The 16,780-nt window shown below is 56.4% G+C and carries 14 protein-coding genes and 1 tRNA gene; 10 read left to right on the plus strand and 5 right to left on the minus strand.

Going from position 1 to position 16,780, the window contains the following annotated elements; translation table 11 throughout:
- The first annotated feature begins 355 nt into the window (after nucleotides 1-355).
- Nucleotides 356-841 carry a VOC family protein gene (locus tag K1Y02_18665; protein MBX7258394.1) on the plus strand — a complete coding sequence of 162 codons (486 nt, stop codon included), beginning with the start codon at nucleotides 356-358 and terminating at the stop codon, nucleotides 839-841.
- A gap of 129 nt (nucleotides 842-970) precedes the next feature.
- Here the strand turns inward: K1Y02_18665 and K1Y02_18670 are convergent.
- Nucleotides 971-1,046, minus strand: a tRNA-Arg gene (locus tag K1Y02_18670).
- Between the two features lie 282 nt (nucleotides 1,047-1,328).
- Between K1Y02_18670 and K1Y02_18675 the strand changes: the two genes are divergently transcribed.
- The 6 genes from K1Y02_18675 (at nucleotide 1,329) to K1Y02_18700 (ending at nucleotide 7,167) form a co-directional block, all read left to right on the plus strand.
- The gene (locus K1Y02_18675) at nucleotides 1,329-2,708 is read left to right on the plus strand and encodes a Gfo/Idh/MocA family oxidoreductase (GenBank protein ID MBX7258395.1); all 1,380 of its coding nucleotides are present in this window, start codon (nucleotides 1,329-1,331) and stop codon (nucleotides 2,706-2,708) included.
- 299 nt (nucleotides 2,709-3,007) lie between these two features.
- Entirely contained in the window at nucleotides 3,008-3,769 is a 762-nt protein-coding gene (locus tag K1Y02_18680) for a hypothetical protein (protein MBX7258396.1), read from the plus strand.
- Nucleotides 3,770-3,841: 72 nt separating this feature from the next.
- On the plus strand, nucleotides 3,842-4,597 hold the full coding sequence (locus K1Y02_18685) for a polyprenol monophosphomannose synthase (GenBank protein MBX7258397.1): 756 nt from the start codon (nucleotides 3,842-3,844) through the stop codon (nucleotides 4,595-4,597).
- Between the two features lie 823 nt (nucleotides 4,598-5,420).
- Nucleotides 5,421-6,029, plus strand: coding sequence for an RNA polymerase sigma factor (locus K1Y02_18690; GenBank protein MBX7258398.1), 609 nt, complete (start codon nucleotides 5,421-5,423; stop codon nucleotides 6,027-6,029).
- Nucleotides 6,007-6,432 (plus strand): hypothetical protein, encoded by a 426-nt coding sequence (locus tag K1Y02_18695; protein MBX7258399.1) that lies wholly within the window; start codon nucleotides 6,007-6,009, stop codon nucleotides 6,430-6,432. Before K1Y02_18690 ends, K1Y02_18695 begins: the two co-directional genes overlap by 23 nt.
- 246 nt (nucleotides 6,433-6,678) lie before the next feature.
- Nucleotides 6,679-7,167 (plus strand): hypothetical protein, encoded by a 489-nt coding sequence (locus tag K1Y02_18700; GenBank protein ID MBX7258400.1) that lies wholly within the window; start codon nucleotides 6,679-6,681, stop codon nucleotides 7,165-7,167.
- Between the two features lie 133 nt (nucleotides 7,168-7,300).
- On the opposite strand, the gene K1Y02_18705 is transcribed toward K1Y02_18700, so the two are convergent.
- On the minus strand, nucleotides 7,301-7,798 hold the full coding sequence (locus K1Y02_18705) for a hypothetical protein (protein MBX7258401.1): 498 nt from the start codon (nucleotides 7,796-7,798) through the stop codon (nucleotides 7,301-7,303).
- A gap of 212 nt (nucleotides 7,799-8,010) precedes the next feature.
- On the opposite strand from K1Y02_18705, the gene K1Y02_18710 reads away from it, so the two are divergent.
- Together K1Y02_18710 and K1Y02_18715 are read left to right on the plus strand one after the other, a co-directional pair.
- Nucleotides 8,011-9,888: a glycosyltransferase gene (locus tag K1Y02_18710; protein ID MBX7258402.1), complete on the plus strand. Its 1,878-nt coding sequence runs from the start codon at nucleotides 8,011-8,013 to the stop codon at nucleotides 9,886-9,888.
- A gap of 40 nt (nucleotides 9,889-9,928) precedes the next feature.
- A complete protein-coding gene (locus K1Y02_18715) occupies nucleotides 9,929-12,031 on the plus strand; it encodes a hypothetical protein (protein MBX7258403.1) in 2,103 nt (700 codons plus the stop codon).
- Nucleotides 12,032-12,219: 188 nt separating this feature from the next.
- Here K1Y02_18715 and K1Y02_18720 read toward each other — a convergent pair whose 3' ends face one another.
- Nucleotides 12,220-13,200 carry a PKD domain-containing protein gene (locus tag K1Y02_18720; protein ID MBX7258404.1) on the minus strand — a complete coding sequence of 327 codons (981 nt, stop codon included), beginning with the start codon at nucleotides 13,198-13,200 and terminating at the stop codon, nucleotides 12,220-12,222.
- 321 nt (nucleotides 13,201-13,521) lie between these two features.
- Between K1Y02_18720 and K1Y02_18725 the strand changes: the two genes are divergently transcribed.
- Entirely contained in the window at nucleotides 13,522-15,270 is a 1,749-nt protein-coding gene (locus K1Y02_18725) for a CocE/NonD family hydrolase (GenBank protein MBX7258405.1), read from the plus strand.
- 127 nt (nucleotides 15,271-15,397) lie between these two features.
- On the opposite strand, the gene K1Y02_18730 is transcribed toward K1Y02_18725, so the two are convergent.
- Together K1Y02_18730 and K1Y02_18735 are read right to left on the minus strand one after the other, a co-directional pair.
- Nucleotides 15,398-15,580 (minus strand): hypothetical protein, encoded by a 183-nt coding sequence (locus K1Y02_18730; GenBank protein MBX7258406.1) that lies wholly within the window; start codon nucleotides 15,578-15,580, stop codon nucleotides 15,398-15,400.
- Between the two features lie 114 nt (nucleotides 15,581-15,694).
- The coding region (locus K1Y02_18735) for an anhydro-N-acetylmuramic acid kinase (protein ID MBX7258407.1) at nucleotides 15,695-16,780 on the minus strand (1,086 nt) is incomplete at its 5' end.

Here is a 16,780-nt window from a genome sequence, read left to right on the forward strand (position 1 = left end):
AATCAACGTTCCACTCAATGGGGAGTACGACCCGTGAAGCATCCATTCTACGGTGAACATATGCACCGCGTGCTCGGCAGATTCGGCTATAGCGAACAAGCAATCGAAGAGTATGCCGCCCTGAAAATACGGGAGATAAAGGGGGAAATCTAGGGACCACGATTTGGCCCCCTCATCTCTCCCCTATTTGCAGTATGGCGGTGACGGTGCTGTCGGCAGCCATATATCCACACTCTGGACTGCGATGCGGCAACTGCTTACTATTGACGCAGGGCTGTCCGCCTATCCGGAGCTTTTCAACAGCGAACGATTCGCTGTCTTCGTCTTCGGGTAACTCAAACGATGGAGTGGTGACATGGCAAAACCAGCAAAGAACACGATTTGCCTTTGGTATGACGGCGGCGCTGAAGACGCGGCGCGATTTTATGCGAACACGTTTCCCGATTCTTCCGTGGGAGCGGTGTACCGCGCCCCGGGAGACTTTCCGTCTGGCAAGAAAGGGGATGTATTGACGGTCGAGTTTACCGTGATAGGCATTCCATGCCTCGGACTCAACGGCGGACCGGAGGTCAAGCACAACTGGGCGTTCTCGTTTCAGGTCGCAACCGAAGACCAAGCCGAAACGGATCGTTACTACAATGCCATCGTCGACAACGGCGGCGAAGAGAGCGCGTGCGGATGGTGCAAGGACAAATGGGGTGTGAACTGGCAAATTACCCCAATCGCACTGACAGAAGCGCTCAAAGATCCCGATCCCGCCGCGGCAAAGCGCGCGTTCGATGCGATGATGACCATGAAAAAGATCGACATCGCGGCAATCGAAGCGGCACGCCGCGGTTGAGGCAAAGGCCAGGGAAAGACCCGTCTCCACTGCATTTCGCTTGGGTCAGTCCCGCCTTCGCTGCATTCTTGACTGGATTCCCCCGGCGAATTGAACGGAGTGGCGTGGAGTTCGGGAGATAAAAAGAAATGGCGCGCCCGAGACGATTCGAACGTCCGACCCTTTGCTCCGGAGGCAAATGCTCTATCCCCTGAGCTACGGGCGCGCAAGGTAGAATTGAGGACGTAGGTATTGTAGCAGACCTGGGGAGTTCGATCCATTTTCTTGTCACTTCACGCAACCTGCCGGGCCACCGAGTTGAAAATGGGACTTTCCAGTCAAGATAACCGCTATCTGAGAATTCGGACCGGTCCGAATATTGACATTGCCGGGCACTGACGGGAGAATGCCATGTCTGTGTAGCCGTTGAGAGTCGATTGCGCACGGAAATCGATGACGGGGTATTGGGTGAGGCGGGGTATATCAACAGAAACAGGATGGATTGACCATGCAGAAAGCGAGCAATACGAGTTCTCATGCGACCGATCGCGGCCGGGGGGTGTCGCGGCGTGAGTTTCTGAAGTCCACGTCGGCGGCAGGCGCCGGATTGCTGATTCTCCCCAGCGGAACGTTTTTGGGGGCTAATGCGCCCAGTAACAAATTGAATATCGCGATGATCGGGGCGCACGGGCGCGCAACGGCCCATTATCAATCGTTGGCGGATGAAAATGTCGTGGCATTGTGCGATGTGGACGAGAATCACCTCGCGATGGCCGCCGAGGTTTTCCCCAAAGCAAAGAAGTATGTGGATTGGCGGAAATGCCTGGATCAGAAGGACCTTGATGCGGTCATTTGCTGCACGACTGACTTCACGCATGCATTTGTATCGAATTGGGCGTTGAACCGGGATTTGCATGTGTATTGCGAGAAGCCGCTGGCGAACAGCGTCGAGGAGGCGCGCGTGGTCCGCGCGAAGTATCTCGCGAAGAAGGACAAGTTGGCGACGCAGGTTGGAATGCAGCGTCACGCGATTGAGAATTTCAATCGCGTGAGCGAACTGATTCGTGACGGCGCGGTGGGTGAATTGCAGGAAGTGCACGCTTGGGGCAACCGTCAGATACCGAAGCCGGGTTATCTGCCCGCCGAAGGCAATCCACCGAAGACGTTGCACTACGATCTTTGGCTTGGCCCTTCCCCATTCCACCCCTATAACCCCGCCTATTTCTCGGGTCAGACCGGCGCAAATTGCCTGTCCTGGAACATGTATTGGGATTTCGGCAGCGGCCAGGTGGGCGACATGGGCAGCCATACGATGGACCTTGCGTGGGCGGCTATCGATGCGGGTCTGCCGACATCCGCGGAAGCCACCGGCGATCCGTTTAACCCCGAGGTCACGCCGGTGAAGCTGATGGCAACGTTTGAGCATCCCGCGAATTCGTGGCGGCCCGCGATCCGCGTAACCTGGCATCAGGGTGGCTCGATGCCGGAATCGCCGCGGAAATACATCAACTTGAATGAAATCGATCACGGGGCGATGTTCAAAGGCTCGAAAGGCTATCTCATTACCGATTTTGGTAGCCGCATCCTGGTCCCGGAAGGCGATGCCTCCGACATGACGCAGTACAAGCCGCGCACGAAGGAGACCGTCTTCCCGCCGCTGGGGCACTTCCAGAAAGAGTGGACCAATGCGTGCAAGGGGTCGCTGAAGACGACCTGCAATTTCGACTACAGCGGTACAATGATCGAACAACTGCTGCTTGGGCTGGTCGCGTACCGCGTAGGGAAGAAGATCGAGTACGACGGGGCCGCTGGGAAGGTCACCAACAGTCCCGAGGCCGATGCTTTGCTGAAACGGTCCTATCGTAAAGGCTGGAAATTGGAGGGGTGAGTCCTACAGACTCCAGTGTTGTGAATTGCAGTCAAGGCGTCATACTGGTTGACCCAAGGAAGAGTCAATAGCGGCGGGACACTCGAAAACAGGGACTGACACAAGCGTAGCGGAGCGGAGACGTGTCTGTCCCTGTTTTCCCCAAACTATAGGGGCGGGACACTCGAAAACAGGGACTGACGCAAGCGCAGCGAAGCGGAGACGTGTCTGCCCCTGTTTTCCGCCTTCGATTCCTCTGATTGGAGGAGGAACGAGAGTGTCCCCCTTCTTCTATCAATACGGGTAGTGAGAGATTTCGAATGGACGCGTGGTTGATTGAGACAATGCGGCATGCCGGGCAAATTGCCCTGGATTTCTTTGAAGGCACGTTTGAAGTGAAGACCAAGCCCGACGGTTCGCCCGTGACAACGGCGGATTTGGCGGTGGATCGATTCCTGCGCGAACAGCTTGGCCAACGGTATCCCGAGGATTGTCTGCTTTCTGAGGAGACTGAGGATGACCCGAGGCGGTCCGAATCGCGCCGGGTCTGGATCATCGATCCCATCGACGGCACATCCTATTTCGCGGCGCGCAAACCGGAGTTCGGAGTCCTTGCGGCGCTCGTAGTGGATGGTATAGCCGAGGAGTCCGTAGCGTACTTCCCCAAGATGGACATCCTTCTCGCTAGCAAGCGTGGTGAAGGGGCTTTCGTTAATGGCCGGCGCGTCCGTGTGTCGCCTGTGACTGGCGCTCAAGCGAAAGTTGCGTGTAAACCGGGTCCGTTTCAATCGCTGAATACGGCACCCCAGGTAATCAAGAACAACGCTCTGGAGGTCTTTCGAGTCATCACGGGAGAGACGGAAGGTTGCGTCGTTCAGACATCGCCAAGTACCGGCGAGCACGACTATGCGTGGGCCAGTATCGCTATTGAGGAAGCAGGCGGAAGGATGACGGACACGAACAATGAAGCACTGAGGTACAACAAGCCCATTCGGAAAATGCCGCCTGTACTCATTTGCAGCAACCGCTTGGTGCACGACACCATACTTGCGGGAGTCCGCCGTTTGCAGTCATCTACATGAGAGGAAGTGAACCTGGGACCAATTCGCAGCAGGGTTGAAGGAGTATGAATGGTTCTTGAAGACGATCAGAGTATGGATACCGGTCTGGGGGTAGTGGTCGTTATTCCGACGTACAACGAGTGCGAGAACCTGGCTCCCCTAACTGTGCGGGTGCGCGAGGTATTGCCGGACGTGAAGGTCCTGGTTGTGGACGACAACTCACCGGATGGAACCGGCGAGATTGCCGATACACTCGCCGCTGAGAGCCCCGAGAAAGTGGCTGTGCTGCATCGTCCTGAAAAGCAGGGACTGGGGGCTGCCTATGCAGCCGGCTATCAACACGCGATGCAACTTTGGCCAGACGCGCGCTGCTTCATTCAGATGGACGCCGATTTCAGCCATGACCCCTCCCTCCTCCCCTCGTTGCTGGAGGCAGTCAAGGAAGCAGACTTGGCCGTCGGCTCGCGATATACGAACGGGGTCAGCGTCGTGAATTGGCCCTTGAGCCGTCTTATTATCAGCAAGTTGGCCAGTACCTACGCCCGCATCGTGACGGGTTTGCCGCTGACGGACAGTACGGGTGGTTTCAAGTGCTACCGGCTGGAAGTCCTGCGTGCAATTGACCTGTCGCAAATCCGGTCGAATGGCTATTGCTTTCAGATCGAGACCAGTTTCCGCGCGTGGCGCAAGGGGTTTCGCCTAAAGGACGTGCCGATCGTGTTCTATGAGCGGCAGCGGGGAAAGTCCAAGCTGAACCTAAGCATCGCGTTGGAGGGTTTCCTTATTGTCCTCCAATTGGGAGCCGAACGCCTGTTTCGCCCATCCACGGGTTGCAATCCTCGAGCGTAGGTTTTCAGCGCCACGCAATGCTCAATTCCCTTCAAATGGCTAACCCGGATTTCTCACGAACACACTTGAACCTCTCTCGCAACCAGTGTGTTTGCGAGACTTGCGACGAAAGACAAAGCGGTTCTCCGAAAGCAGAGTGTGTTCGCGAGAAATCCTCATGGAAAAACCTCAACGTCTTGCACGCGAGCAATTTGCGTCGGCGCTCAATCGCGCCGCTGCAAATTGCGGACTGTGGCAATGTGACTTGGAAAACGAGTGAGAGGCATTTTAAAGGGGATTTTGGGGAAGTGCGAACCGAATTGCAGATGAAGCGCGAAGGGTTCGGCGGGGCGCCTCGCAGAGAGTACAAGAAAAGGAGGTTTTCTTTTACGCTGGAATTGGCCCTTCTAGAAGCGCCCCGCCGAAAGAGCAACGGTTCAACTGAGTAGAGGAGACACCAACTTCGATTTCAAGTATACCATGCGGTACACTCTGGAAGGACATCTAACTTGACCTGTCCCGTCCTTCTGATTATTGGACTCCGGGCCCTTCCTGGAGGTTTCAGAATCCCTTCCCTACCCTCTTCTCAGCCCTCCTCATACCGAAGGTGAAACCACGTGCCGCGTCTGGGAGTCATAACAATAGATGTCCAGAGGCTTTAGTCTGGGTAAGGTTCCCAATGCGAAGGAGACGGGCGGTTGATTGACCGTCTACTGATGGGTACATTGAAGGCAAGTGACGCTTCATGGGCGGGGCATGGCCAACGGGCCAATCATCGCCGCGCGGAGTTCGCTTGTGGGCGAGTCTCTCGGTGTTTCGGATACTCCCAAGTACGGGTGGCTCTGTGTTAACACCAAGTACAGCCGTGTGGCCCAGCACGCACAACGGAACCATGACCGAAGACAACGATCTGGCTCTGGTCGCTCGGACCAAGACAGGCGATACCGAGGCATTTTCGGAGTTAGTCCGCCGTCACGAACGGGTAGTCTACAACTTGGCATACCGGTTCATGCGGGACCCCGCCATGGCGGAAGACATGGCTCAGGAAGCCTTCGTCAAAGCGTATCGGCTGCTGAACGGGTTTAGAGGCGATTGCAGCTTTTCGACGTGGCTGTACCGAGTAACGTGCAGTGTCTGTCTAACGGAGTTGAATCGAAGGAAACGTCGAGCGGAAGTCGAACTGACGCTCGATACGGTTGCGGACGCCGCGAAGGATCCCGAGGAAACCTCGGACTTGCCGGAGTTGATTCGCCGGTGCGTGACGAAGTTGCCCGAGCGGTACGCAGCCATCATGACGTTGTATTACCTTCAGGAGGTCCCCTACGAGGAAATAGCGGAGACCATGAATATCCCGATGGGTACCCTGAAGACATGGATGCATCGCGCCCGGCTCCAATTGCGGAAAATAGTCGAGAAGGAGATAAAAGTACATGAATCCGACACGTATGCGTGACTTGGACGAAGTGATCGAGGATGCGCTGAAATCCGAGCCGTTACGGACGGTACCGGCAGAGTTCCATTTGCGTGTCCTGGAGCGCGTTCAAGGGACTGCCATGGAGGATGCCGAGCAGCGCGGGCGGCAATTCCGGTTTGCGGCGAGCGTCTTGGTGTTTATGGCGTTGGGCGCATCCCTGTTTGCAGTTCCCTTCTTCTCGTTCTTCGTGGCGTGGCTTGGCGGAATCTTGCCAGGCGGTATGGGTTACTTCACGCAGATCATCATGGTCTTGATGAAGTCTCATGCCTTGTTGCTCACAACGATCGTGGCATGCAGCACGTTGGCGGTGGTCAGTTTGGCGCTGGCAGTTGGCCTATACGCAGTGCGCTACCGTCGTTCGCACGGGTACCGGGCGATCTGAAGAAGGCTGTCAATTGTACGGCACGAGACGAGGTTCACACCTTGTGTCGTGCCGTATTTCTTTGTTGTCGCATCCGGCAGTTTTCCGGTTCTCTCGCTCGTTGGGACACCAAGATGACGCACTGGGATCATCGCAAACAGTTCACTTCCCTTGGGCAACACCATTTGTTATAATCCGCCGCCTTGGATTGGCGGTTCGAGCCTTTCCAGTATATATTCTAGTTAGATAAAGAAAGGGATATCCGCGATGGCGGTGAAGTACACATGTCCGAAGTGCGGTCGCCGGTTTACCGAGTGGGGCGCAGAGAAGCTCGGATTCAAGTGCCCAAAAGACGAGAACTGCCCCAAAGATGTGTACGACGATATTGAACTCGTCAGAATGGGCATGTCTGAAGACCGGGCGGTTAAGCGGCCGTCGTTGAGAAAAGGTGCGCGGCGTCTGCCCGCAATTCTGTCTCCGTCGGTTATGTCCGAGGATGAAGTCCTTGTTCCGGATATCGAAGATATCGAGGCCGCAACGGAGCTGGAAGAAGGTATCAGCGGAGACGAGGAATTCGAAGAAGTTGAGGCGGAAGCAGACGAGGAATTCGAGCCCGCTTTGGAGACCCCGGATCTGGATACCGCCGGCGTTGAGGCCGATGCCGATGTCGCGGAAGGCACAGAAGATCTTGTGCTTGATTCCGACGAGGGCGTTGAAGATATCGAAGAGACGCCCGAGGATGAATGGGGTCCGTGATCGCGGTTGCGCAGTCCGGTACCAATACCTAGACGAAATGAATCACCTCCGGGGCACTGTTCCGGAGGTGATTATGTTTCTTGGATAATCGGACTGAGTTCGCTCGTAATTGCCCGCTCGTGAAACCCCCTGACTACGTATTGGCGGCCGGGGCGGGCGCAATCGGGGGCACAGTCGTTTTTGGCAACTGTTTCATCGTGCTGGAAATGAGCACAATTCCCACGGCCATGATGAAAAGCACGGCCAGCCAGGTCTTTGATTTCGCGCGCAAACCAGCGGACCATTGCTTGAGCGAAGTCAACGCTACGGCCAACGCGAACACTCCAAGCGCCAGCAGGAACTTGATCCCAAACAAGGCATGATAGAGGGCCTGTCCCGCATGGTCGTGTCGCGTAATCATCAGGTAGTTGTAGAACCCGCTGACAAGGAATAGAAGGATGCAGAGGTGCACCAGTTTCTGCCAGCGCTTGATGACGGACTCGCGAAGTTTCGCGTGGGCCGAGTCGTCCAGGACGCGCTCCGCAGCGGGAATCAGCACGAACCGCAGAAACGTGACTCCTCCAACGGCGGTAATCGCGGCAAGTATGTGCATCCACCGCATAACAAGCGGCACCAAGTGAATTTCTGACACAGTGTGTTCTCCCGATTTGCCTATGAACGCCGTAGGTAAGAACCGCGAGAGGTCAAGCGGACTTCACAGTCTGCCTGGCGTCCGACCTGGCCGGCGATCGCATTCTTCTTGTGTCAAACAGTCCAGGTCGGGGTTGAATTCCTTCCTTGCGCCGACCGAGTGTGTTAGGGTATCCGCCGACTGCACACCGGCCACGAATACGGGAGATGGGAATGGAGTTGTCTTCTGCTTTATCGCCCCTGTCTGGAGAATTGGCTTCGCTAATTCCCCACGCGGCGCGAAGCATTCTGATCGTCGATCGCGGTGACTCGGCACTGGCCGGAACCCTGTCTCAGAGAGCCTCCGCGTCCGTCGTGGTTGTCGCTCCCGATGCCGTGGGAGAAGTTGCCGCCCCGTTGGACGCAATTGTTATCAATGCGGAGTTGTTTCGAGGCAACGCCATTGTGAGTACCCTCCAATCCCTGAAGTCGATTATGGCGGACCGGGGCTATCTGATTTGGATTCAGGCAGGACCGTCAGGCGCTGGGGATGCCGCGGCCGCCGAAGAGGCCGCCAAATGGATAGGTGATGCAGGGCTCATCCCCTATTTGGTTCGCGAACTCGAGATGCAGGGCCAGAATGGGCAAGCTACTGCAGGTGCATGCGGCTTCGTCATCACTGCCGTTCGCCCTGAGTACAACCCGCTTACCCACGCGCGCGACCTCTTCGCTCAGGGATATGCCGCTCGCTCGTTCGAGATTCTCAACCTGATTCCAGATGCCTTGCTTCAGAATCCGACTGTCCGGGCTCAGGTCGCCGCAGAGCGGATGTTGTGCCTGTTATCTTGGGACCGCACGGCAGACCCCTCAGGCAGGTTGCGGCGATTTTTCCAGTCTCAAGTCCATTTCTTTGAGGCGATTTCCTGTGCGCCGGACCTCCATCTGCCTTATATCTGCCAGTCCGAGTTCTGGAGAAGAATCGGCGATCCAGGAGCGGCATGCAGGGTTCTCAAGCTGATCCAAAGTCGAGTGCCTATTGACGAGGTGAATCAACGGATTGAGGTACTCGCCCAGGCCGAGGTCAGCCTGCCCTATGAGCCGGACCCACCGGTATGGCGACCCACCGTGCCTCACCTTCCCCGTCTTCTCTTCATACTCCCGCAGCGTCCGCATTATGGATTGGACATTCTCTTCGACGGGCTGTGTGCCGTTCTGGGCGACCAAAACGTCACTGACTTTCCGTGGAAGCCCACTCTGCACGGAGAGGCGCCTGTTGAGCTCGCCGATTACCCGTGCTGCTTCAATCGAAGCGGTGCACCTATTTCGGAGCAGGAGGTCGTGCGTCTTCTGCAGGATGGAGCATTCGACGCGGTGTTGTTTGGAGACCTTGACCGGTCGCTGCCGAGAGGCCTGGCACAGCGAGTCTGTCAGGCTGCATGCGGCGTTCCCCTCTTCATCGTAGACCAGCAGGACGACCCCATGGACAACTTCAGGGAGACCCTGGATTTTCTCGGGGTTGCGAGTGCGCAAGGGTATTTCAAACGGGAGAAGTTGCTTTGCCACGACTACGGTCCGCACACCGTCTCGCTTCCCTTCGGGTATCCCGAGTCCCGCATTCCCGAGAGTCTGCCGGTGAGCCGCACACACCCCCTTTTCTGGGCGGGTCACCGGATTTACGGTTCACGGCGGCCTATTCTCGAGCACGTGGAAGCGCTACTTGGACAGGACTTCAATCGTCGTTATTCGCAAATAGAATACAGTGAAGTCATCAGAAATGCGCAAATTGGACTCAATTTGTGTGGTTATGGCTTCGATACAGTTCGTTATTGGGAACTGCCCGCGCACGGTTGCATGCTGTTGTCCGAGCATTTGCCCATCCATATTCCTCACCCCTTTGAAGATGGTCGACATGCAGTCTACTTCGACGACCTGGAGCACCTGACCGATAGACTCCAGTACTTTCTCGCGCATACCGATGAAGCCCGTACCATTGCAGAGGCAGGCAGGGTGCACCTTAGAGAGCACCACACCAGCTCGGCACGTGCAAGCCAGATGCTGGGAGTCATTCAGAACGTCTTTCTGAGGGGAGAGACTTGGCCCCCGAGGAGGTGACGCTTCGGCTAGCGGCGGCGCAAACCAGAATGGAGAATCTATGAGTTCGATACATGCACCAGGGATGCGCTGGCGCACCTTCCTGCTGGCCGCCCTTTCGCTGTCCATCGGTTGGGGAATCCGGGGGAACTTCGGTCACGAGTATGGCGCCATGATCCCCGGTGCACTGACAGCCATCGCAGTCTGTATACTTTCGGGCCGCGAAGACTGGAGGAGGCGGGTCGTCTTCTTCGGTATGTTTGGAGCCTTGGGTTGGGGGTTCGGCGGCTCAATCTCCTACATGCAAGTCATCAGCTACACGCATTCCGGGCACGCCCCTTCACAGCTATACGGTTTCATCGCTCTTTTCTGGATCGGCTTCCTGTGGGCAGGTCTCGGCGGATCGGGTACCGCGCTACCCGCTGTGGCCGACAGGAAACGGCTCGACGAACTTCTCAAACCCCTACTCTGGATTTTCGCGATTTGGACAATCCTGAAGTTTGGCGAAGAACCGCTTGCGAAGTTCTACAAAGCGGCGGTGTGGGGAGACGGTGAGTTCGACAAATCGGCACTTCGGCATCAGAACCCATTCTACTGGTTTGACTCGGATTGGCTCCAGGCGCTTTGCGCACTCGCTGCTATCTGTCTATATGACCTTTGGGACAGGCTGAGACGCGGGTTTTCCAAGCCTCTGCTTGAAATCCCTTGCCTGATTCTCTTGCCAGTGCTAGGGGGTGGGTTGGGATGGTTGGCTGACGGCCAATTGCAGCAGCTCCACGTAACGCCGCAGTTAGCCCGCTATCTCGTTGTTTATCAGGGGGATACGTCTCGCTTTGAACCGGCCGCCCTGATGACGAATTGGCCTCAGTTTTTCTCGGATATTCACGCTCACTTGGGACTGGCAGTCGGTGGGCTCATTGGAGTCGCACTCTATTTCGCCTTATTCGGCCAATGGCGGTCTGGCGCGTCCCTCTATCTTCACATGGCGCTAGGTTGGTTTGCAGTCTTCCTGCTCGTGCCTGTTCTCGGCCCCGTGATAGTTCGAATCGCGGTCACCGGGGTTGCCAGTCTGTCTGGCGGGGCTATCTCTCCCGATGCCTTTGCGCTGGAGAATTGGGGAGGGCTTCGGCTGACGCCACCTCGCGGGGACGATTGGGCCGGTATCACCGGTGTCTTCCTGGGTGCAGTTATCTATTGTTTCCGAAAAGGTTTAAGGCCTGTGGCATACACGGGAATCCTGAGTGGTATTGTCGGTGGACTTGGCTTCTCGGGGGCCGCGTGGTTGAAGTTGATGATGGTATCGCTGGGCAACCCGAATCTCGCGCCAGATGCCGCAAGCGATCCGTTCTGGGTATTCTGGCAGGGCGCAAACTGGCACAGTTTCTTGGAGCAAAGCTACGGATTTATCAATGGCCTCGGCATCGCACTGGCGATGGGGCTATTGTCGACTCGGCTATCCTTCTTTGACCCCGATGAAGACCACTATGTGCCGCGCCGCTGGACGTCCGTGGTGGCGGCGGCATTTGTGATACTCCTCATCCCTTACGTGAATGTCTTCAAGAATGTCACGGTCTGGGCAAATGAGGCAAAGGTCGTGCCTGAGCAGATGCGCGTACCCTTGATCGGCGGATTAGGCGAAAACCTGCAATTCTCGTCAAGTGCTTGGTTTAATATAACTTACCTTCTCTTTGCAGTCGTTATCCTGGTGCTGTTAATTGGCCACACACGCCGCCCCCTGGCATTGATACCCAATTCCAGCTTGGGTCGTGGACAATTGCTCTATTTGGGTTTGCTATGGACGATCATAATAGCCAACTTCGAACGGGCGTTGGTCGGATTTACAGAGCAACGTATTCTGACAGAATGGGTGATTGTAATAAATGCATTACTCGCTACGCTGCTCGTGTTGCTTACTCCCAAGGACGAAGACATGGTGGTCGTCTCTGGAGAGGACATCTATTCGGCATCCGATTTCTTGCGTATGCTAACCCTTGGAGTCGCCGCGAGCCTATGTATTGTCCTTGCGCAGTTCTATGCGGTACGCGCGGTTTATGGGGGAACATTCGCAGGCCACGCTGGCTATCGCGGCCAAGCCCAGATGCGTTTCGGCGAGAACGCCGAGTGGAGAATCCGGCCGATTCTGAAGACGCAAGAGCATCGCTAACAAGCGTTTGCGCTCCCGAAAACGCTCAATATATCAAATACTCTCGTGACGACCTGCCTGGAAGTGAGTGTTTGCCAAGTCATAGTTGAAACGTATTAGAAACACTAGTGTTTCTAAAGGAAACATTTTGTTTCTGTTGAGAGGTGCCCAAGTGGGCATGGAAGAGAATCTGGCGGGTGGGGAGACGGCTACGGTTGCGGCGATATCGGCGCTACGTCTGGAGTCTGAGTCTCGCCCGATTCCAGTGGTTCAGAATCCAGAGTTTTCCTTCCATCGATGTAACCGATTTTAATCTCGGTATCGGTGCCGTACGATGTCGTCACGGCGAGGTAAACGTCGTAAACGGCGGCGGCGGTGTAGACGTGAGACGGCCGCTGCAGGAAGCTGAGCGAGCCGTCCCCGAAGTCCCAAAGCCATTCCTTGATTGTGCCGGTGCCGGGTATGGATAGATCGATGAACTGGACAGGTTGGCCCGGTACCGGAGTCCGCGTTGAGGCGGAAAAGTCGGCGACGGGGCCTTGAGGGCGGAGAACCTCAGTGCACTTCTCCCAGCTCCGGGTGTCGGAGTACTCGGCAGACTGGACCTCCAGACTGACTGTGTACACCCCAGGGGACCGGTACGCGTGAATAGGGTTCTGCTCTGTACTGACGACTCCGTCGCCGAATTCCCACCGGTACTTCAGCGTTCCCTTGAGGCCCGACACGGCCCGTGTTGTGTTCCTGAAGGAGATCGGACGCCCCAGTACGACTTGGTCAGGCTCCCGGGTGAAATCGGCGGCAATCATAACGTCGGCAGTCACGGGAATATCGATGCCAGCCAAGCCGCGAGCCTGCACGCGAATGGCGCCGGCGTTTCCGGCCGGCTTCATCAGATGCTTGGCAATCTGAACTGACACGAGGATGGGTTCTTGACCTGGCACGATTTCTAGCATTGCGGGAGAAATAGAGAGCCAAGGCTCGCGACTGTCGACGTTGACTTCAATCGCGTGGTCAGCTTTGGAGGCGATCTTGAGTTCGAGGAGCGTGTCGTTCCTGCCGAAATTGAGAGAAGCAGGCACGACGATTATGGATGACCCGTGCATGGAGCATGAATTGACCATCCCTGTCGCCAGCGCAAGCAGCAACCCAATTTCAAACTGCCGAAATCGGCTGGTACGCTTCGCAGACACGCTTAACATCCTCCCCACTGACAAGTGGAATCCTAGCCCGCAATTTGCATCGGCGCAAGTCAGCACCGATGCAAATTGCTCACGTGCAAGACGTTGAGGTTACACCATGAAGATTTTTCGCAAACACACACTGTTCATGGAAGAGTGCTTCACAATCTGTTGCGGGTCGCGCAAGTGCTTTGGTTACGAGTTAGGTTCGCGTGTGTTTGCGAGAAATCCGGCTAGCGATGAGTAGCGCTTCAGTGCAATAGGTTCCTTTCTTCGGTTCCCTCTGCTACGATGCGTGGCAATGTTCAGACCATTTTGAGGAGTGTCCTTCACATGTACCGTCCACGACGCGCATTGTCTTTCACGCTGGTTATCTGCTTCCTGTTTATACCGCTCGCGCTGCACGCAGAAACGTTGGACGTTGCGATGCGCGATGGAACGCTTCTCAAGACGGATGTCTATCTGCCCGAAGGCGGGACTCCCCCCTATCCCGTGATTCTCATTCGTTCACCGTATCCGCGGCAGGCGGGTGCCGGGGAAGCCAAGAAATATGTGCCGCAGGGGTATGCCGTGGTCATCCAAAGTGTGCGGGGGACAGACGGTAGCCAAGGCACATTCACGGGATTCCTGGACGAGGGCTGGGGCACGAATCGCGACGGAGCGGACACCGTAAAATGGCTGTTGGAGCAGTCGTGGTGCAACGGGAAGATTGGCGGCACAGGCTATTCGGCGCCTGGGAACACGCAGTCTTTATTGAGCGCATCGACACGTCTGTTGACGTGCCAGAGTATCGAAGCGGCTGCCACGGACTTTTACTTCGATCTGGCCTATCCGGGCGGCGTTTGGCGTCGCGAACAGAACGACGCATGGTTGGGGCTGTTTGGTGAGGATGGCAAGAAGGCGCGGGAACTCCTTCGGTCACACCCCACCTACGACAGATTTTGGCAGAATCTGGATGTCGCACGGAGGGCGAGACGAATCAACACCCCCGGGCTGTTCGTAGGTTCCTGGTACGACATCTTCAGAGATGGAACGCTTCGGGGATACACCGCGAGGCAGTACGACGGAGCGGGCGAGGCGCGCGGCAAGCAGTTGCTCATCATGAAGCCGAACGCGCACGGCGATTTTCCGAAGGACATGGCCTTCACATTTCCTTCGAACGTGCAGGATCTCAAGATATCTCGTGAGCGCATGAACCTGTTCGATTTCTATTTGAAAGGCGAGCGCTCGGCGCTCGGGGGCACGCCGCGAGTCTGGTACTACGTGATCGGCGATGACAAGGACCCGGAAGCGCCGGGGATGGAATGGCGCAGCGCGACGCGTTGGCCGCCGTTTCCGCCACGGGAGAAGGCCTACTATCTGGCTGGCCAGAACCTGGTGACGGAAACGCTCGATAAGAATGAAGTCGTGAGAGAATTCAGGTATGACCCGGCCGACCCGTGCCCGACCGTGGGGGGAGCCAATCTGACGATACCGGCTGGCCCGTTCGATCAACGGTCCGTGAGCGGTCGCGCGGACGTGCTTACGTTCACGGGTCCCGTGCTTTCTGAACCGCTCGAAATCACGGGCGCGGCCCGAATTCGGCTCTTTGTATCCACGGATGCTCCGGACACAGACTTTGTTGCCAAATTGATTGATGTCTACCCTGCGGGTGATGACCGGGAAGTGCTCATCATGGACAGCATCCGGCGCTTGAAGTTCCGCAAGAGTTTCTCCAAGCCAGCGAAACCGATGACCCCGGGCAAGGTCGTGGAGGTGACTTTTGAACTGGGCACCACCAGTTGGATTTTCAACAAAGGCCACCGAATCGGTCTGCAAATAACCAGCAGCAACTACCCACGGTTCGAGAAGAACCCCAATACCGGCGACGATTTTCCGATAGAAGGAAAGCTCCGGGTGGCCAATAACCGCATCCATATGAGCAGAGAATTCGACAGTGCCCTGCTCCTCCCCGTCCGCGATCTTGAGTCTGACATAGATCACGATGGCGTGACAGACGAAGAAGAATGGGCACGGGGAACCTATCGGGTTCCCAAAGGACCCCGCCATTCTATTGGTGGATGCAACTGCTCAGGCATGTAATGTATGTGTGATACATGGCTTGCTGCGGTCGTCCACTTGGAGATATCGCACTTGCACGTTGAATGGGAGCGGCGATTCTTCACGCCCGACGAGGGGTGAAGCAGACGTCTACTTCACATGGCATTGGTCAAGAAGGCGTTAGCACCCAGGTCTTCTCGTAGATAAGACGGCCAAGCGAGTATTTCTTGGGGTGTTGAATCACTTGGCGGACGGTGTAGCCCTTAAACCTAGTCATCCAAAGCATGTAAATCTTTGAAGACGTCTTAATGTCTCCAGGTTTGAGCATGGCGCTCGTATTGATAAATTCCATGAGTCCGTTTCCTTCCCTTTGGGGAGGGCAAATACCTATGGATAGTATGATTACAGAACCCTTCCCCACCTAATTATACCGTGGGTTAGGGAATACGCCAAACTGAAGGGTTTGTCAGGGAAGGACAATTTTGCCCAAGACGACGGGATGAGCCGCTCCGGTCGCGGAGGGCACGTTGGCGGGGGTATTCATCACGGCTTCGTTGCCGAGAATGGCAAACGCGATGGCTTCGCGGGCGTCTCCGGGGAGCCCCACTTCGTCGCTGGTTCGGAGGGGAATGGAGGGAAACGCCTCGCGTAAGTACTTGCGAATAGTACGATTATGAGCACCTCCCCCGCTCACGACCAGTTGTTCCGGCGCGTGAAGCGGCAACACAAAACGCTGGATACCGTCTATGATCGTGAAGGCAACGGCCTTGGTCACGGTTGCGATGACATCCTCAGGAGCCCAATCCTTATTGTGCTCGAACCCCTGGGGAAGGTACTCCTCCACGGCGAACAGCTCACGCCCGGTGGATTTAGGCGGGAGCTTCTTGAAGTACGGATGGTCGACGAGGGTGTCGTACAGCGACTGAATGGGATCGCCGTGAGCGGCCGTCGAGCCGTGCTCATCCATGCGGTGTTTTCCGCGAGACAACACCCTCATGGCCCCGTCGATCGGCATGTTGCCGGGACCGGTATCGAATGCAAAGACATCCTCCAGCTTGGGAGTCACGACGGTCACGTTGGCAATACCCCCGATATTCAGACAGAGGACGGGTTTTTCCTTTTGGTGAAAGAGGATCCAGTCCGCATACGGAACCAAGGGTGCACCCTGGCCACCCGCAGCCATGTCGCGTGGGCGGAAGTCGCACACTACAGGCAAGTTAAGCCGTTGGGCCAGGACAGCGGGATCCCCAATCTGCAGGGTACCGTATTCGGATCGGCCTTTCTCCGGGGGAATATGCGCTAACGTGTGACCGTGCATGGCCACGAAATCCGGAGGAGAGTCCTTCTCCCCCGCCTGCTCAACGACGCTTCGCACAGCATCGGCGGCCAATTCGGACAACTCCGTGTGGAGGCGCCGAATCTCGCGGGTGTCAAGTTTGGGCGATAACAGCCTTTCCCTGATTGAGGCCGTGTACGGGGTGGTGGCGAAGGCGATCAACTTAAGTCGAATGCTGCTCCCGGTTCCCTTAATTCGGACAAATGCCGCGTCGAT

This window comes from Candidatus Hydrogenedentota bacterium (genome assembly GCA_019695095.1).
Lineage (GTDB): Bacteria > Hydrogenedentota > Hydrogenedentia > Hydrogenedentales > SLHB01 > JAIBAQ01.

What these genes read in the sequence shown, in the direction of transcription:
- K1Y02_18665 (MBX7258394.1), top strand. Translation starts at nt 356, where the DNA reads ATGGCAAAACCAGCAAAGAACACGATTTGCCTTTGGTATGACGGCGGC.
- K1Y02_18675 (MBX7258395.1), top strand. Translation starts at nt 1,329, where the DNA reads ATGCAGAAAGCGAGCAATACGAGTTCTCATGCGACCGATCGCGGCCGG.
- K1Y02_18680 (MBX7258396.1), top strand. Translation starts at nt 3,008, where the DNA reads ATGGACGCGTGGTTGATTGAGACAATGCGGCATGCCGGGCAAATTGCC.
- K1Y02_18685 (MBX7258397.1), top strand. Translation starts at nt 3,842, where the DNA reads ATGGATACCGGTCTGGGGGTAGTGGTCGTTATTCCGACGTACAACGAG.
- K1Y02_18695 (MBX7258399.1), top strand. Translation starts at nt 6,007, where the DNA reads ATGAATCCGACACGTATGCGTGACTTGGACGAAGTGATCGAGGATGCG.
- K1Y02_18700 (MBX7258400.1), top strand. Translation starts at nt 6,679, where the DNA reads ATGGCGGTGAAGTACACATGTCCGAAGTGCGGTCGCCGGTTTACCGAG.
- K1Y02_18710 (MBX7258402.1), top strand. Translation starts at nt 8,011, where the DNA reads ATGGAGTTGTCTTCTGCTTTATCGCCCCTGTCTGGAGAATTGGCTTCG.
- K1Y02_18715 (MBX7258403.1), top strand. Translation starts at nt 9,929, where the DNA reads ATGAGTTCGATACATGCACCAGGGATGCGCTGGCGCACCTTCCTGCTG.
- K1Y02_18725 (MBX7258405.1), top strand. Translation starts at nt 13,522, where the DNA reads ATGTACCGTCCACGACGCGCATTGTCTTTCACGCTGGTTATCTGCTTC.
- K1Y02_18730 (MBX7258406.1), bottom strand. Translation starts at nt 15,580, where the DNA reads ATGGAATTTATCAATACGAGCGCCATGCTCAAACCTGGAGACATTAAG.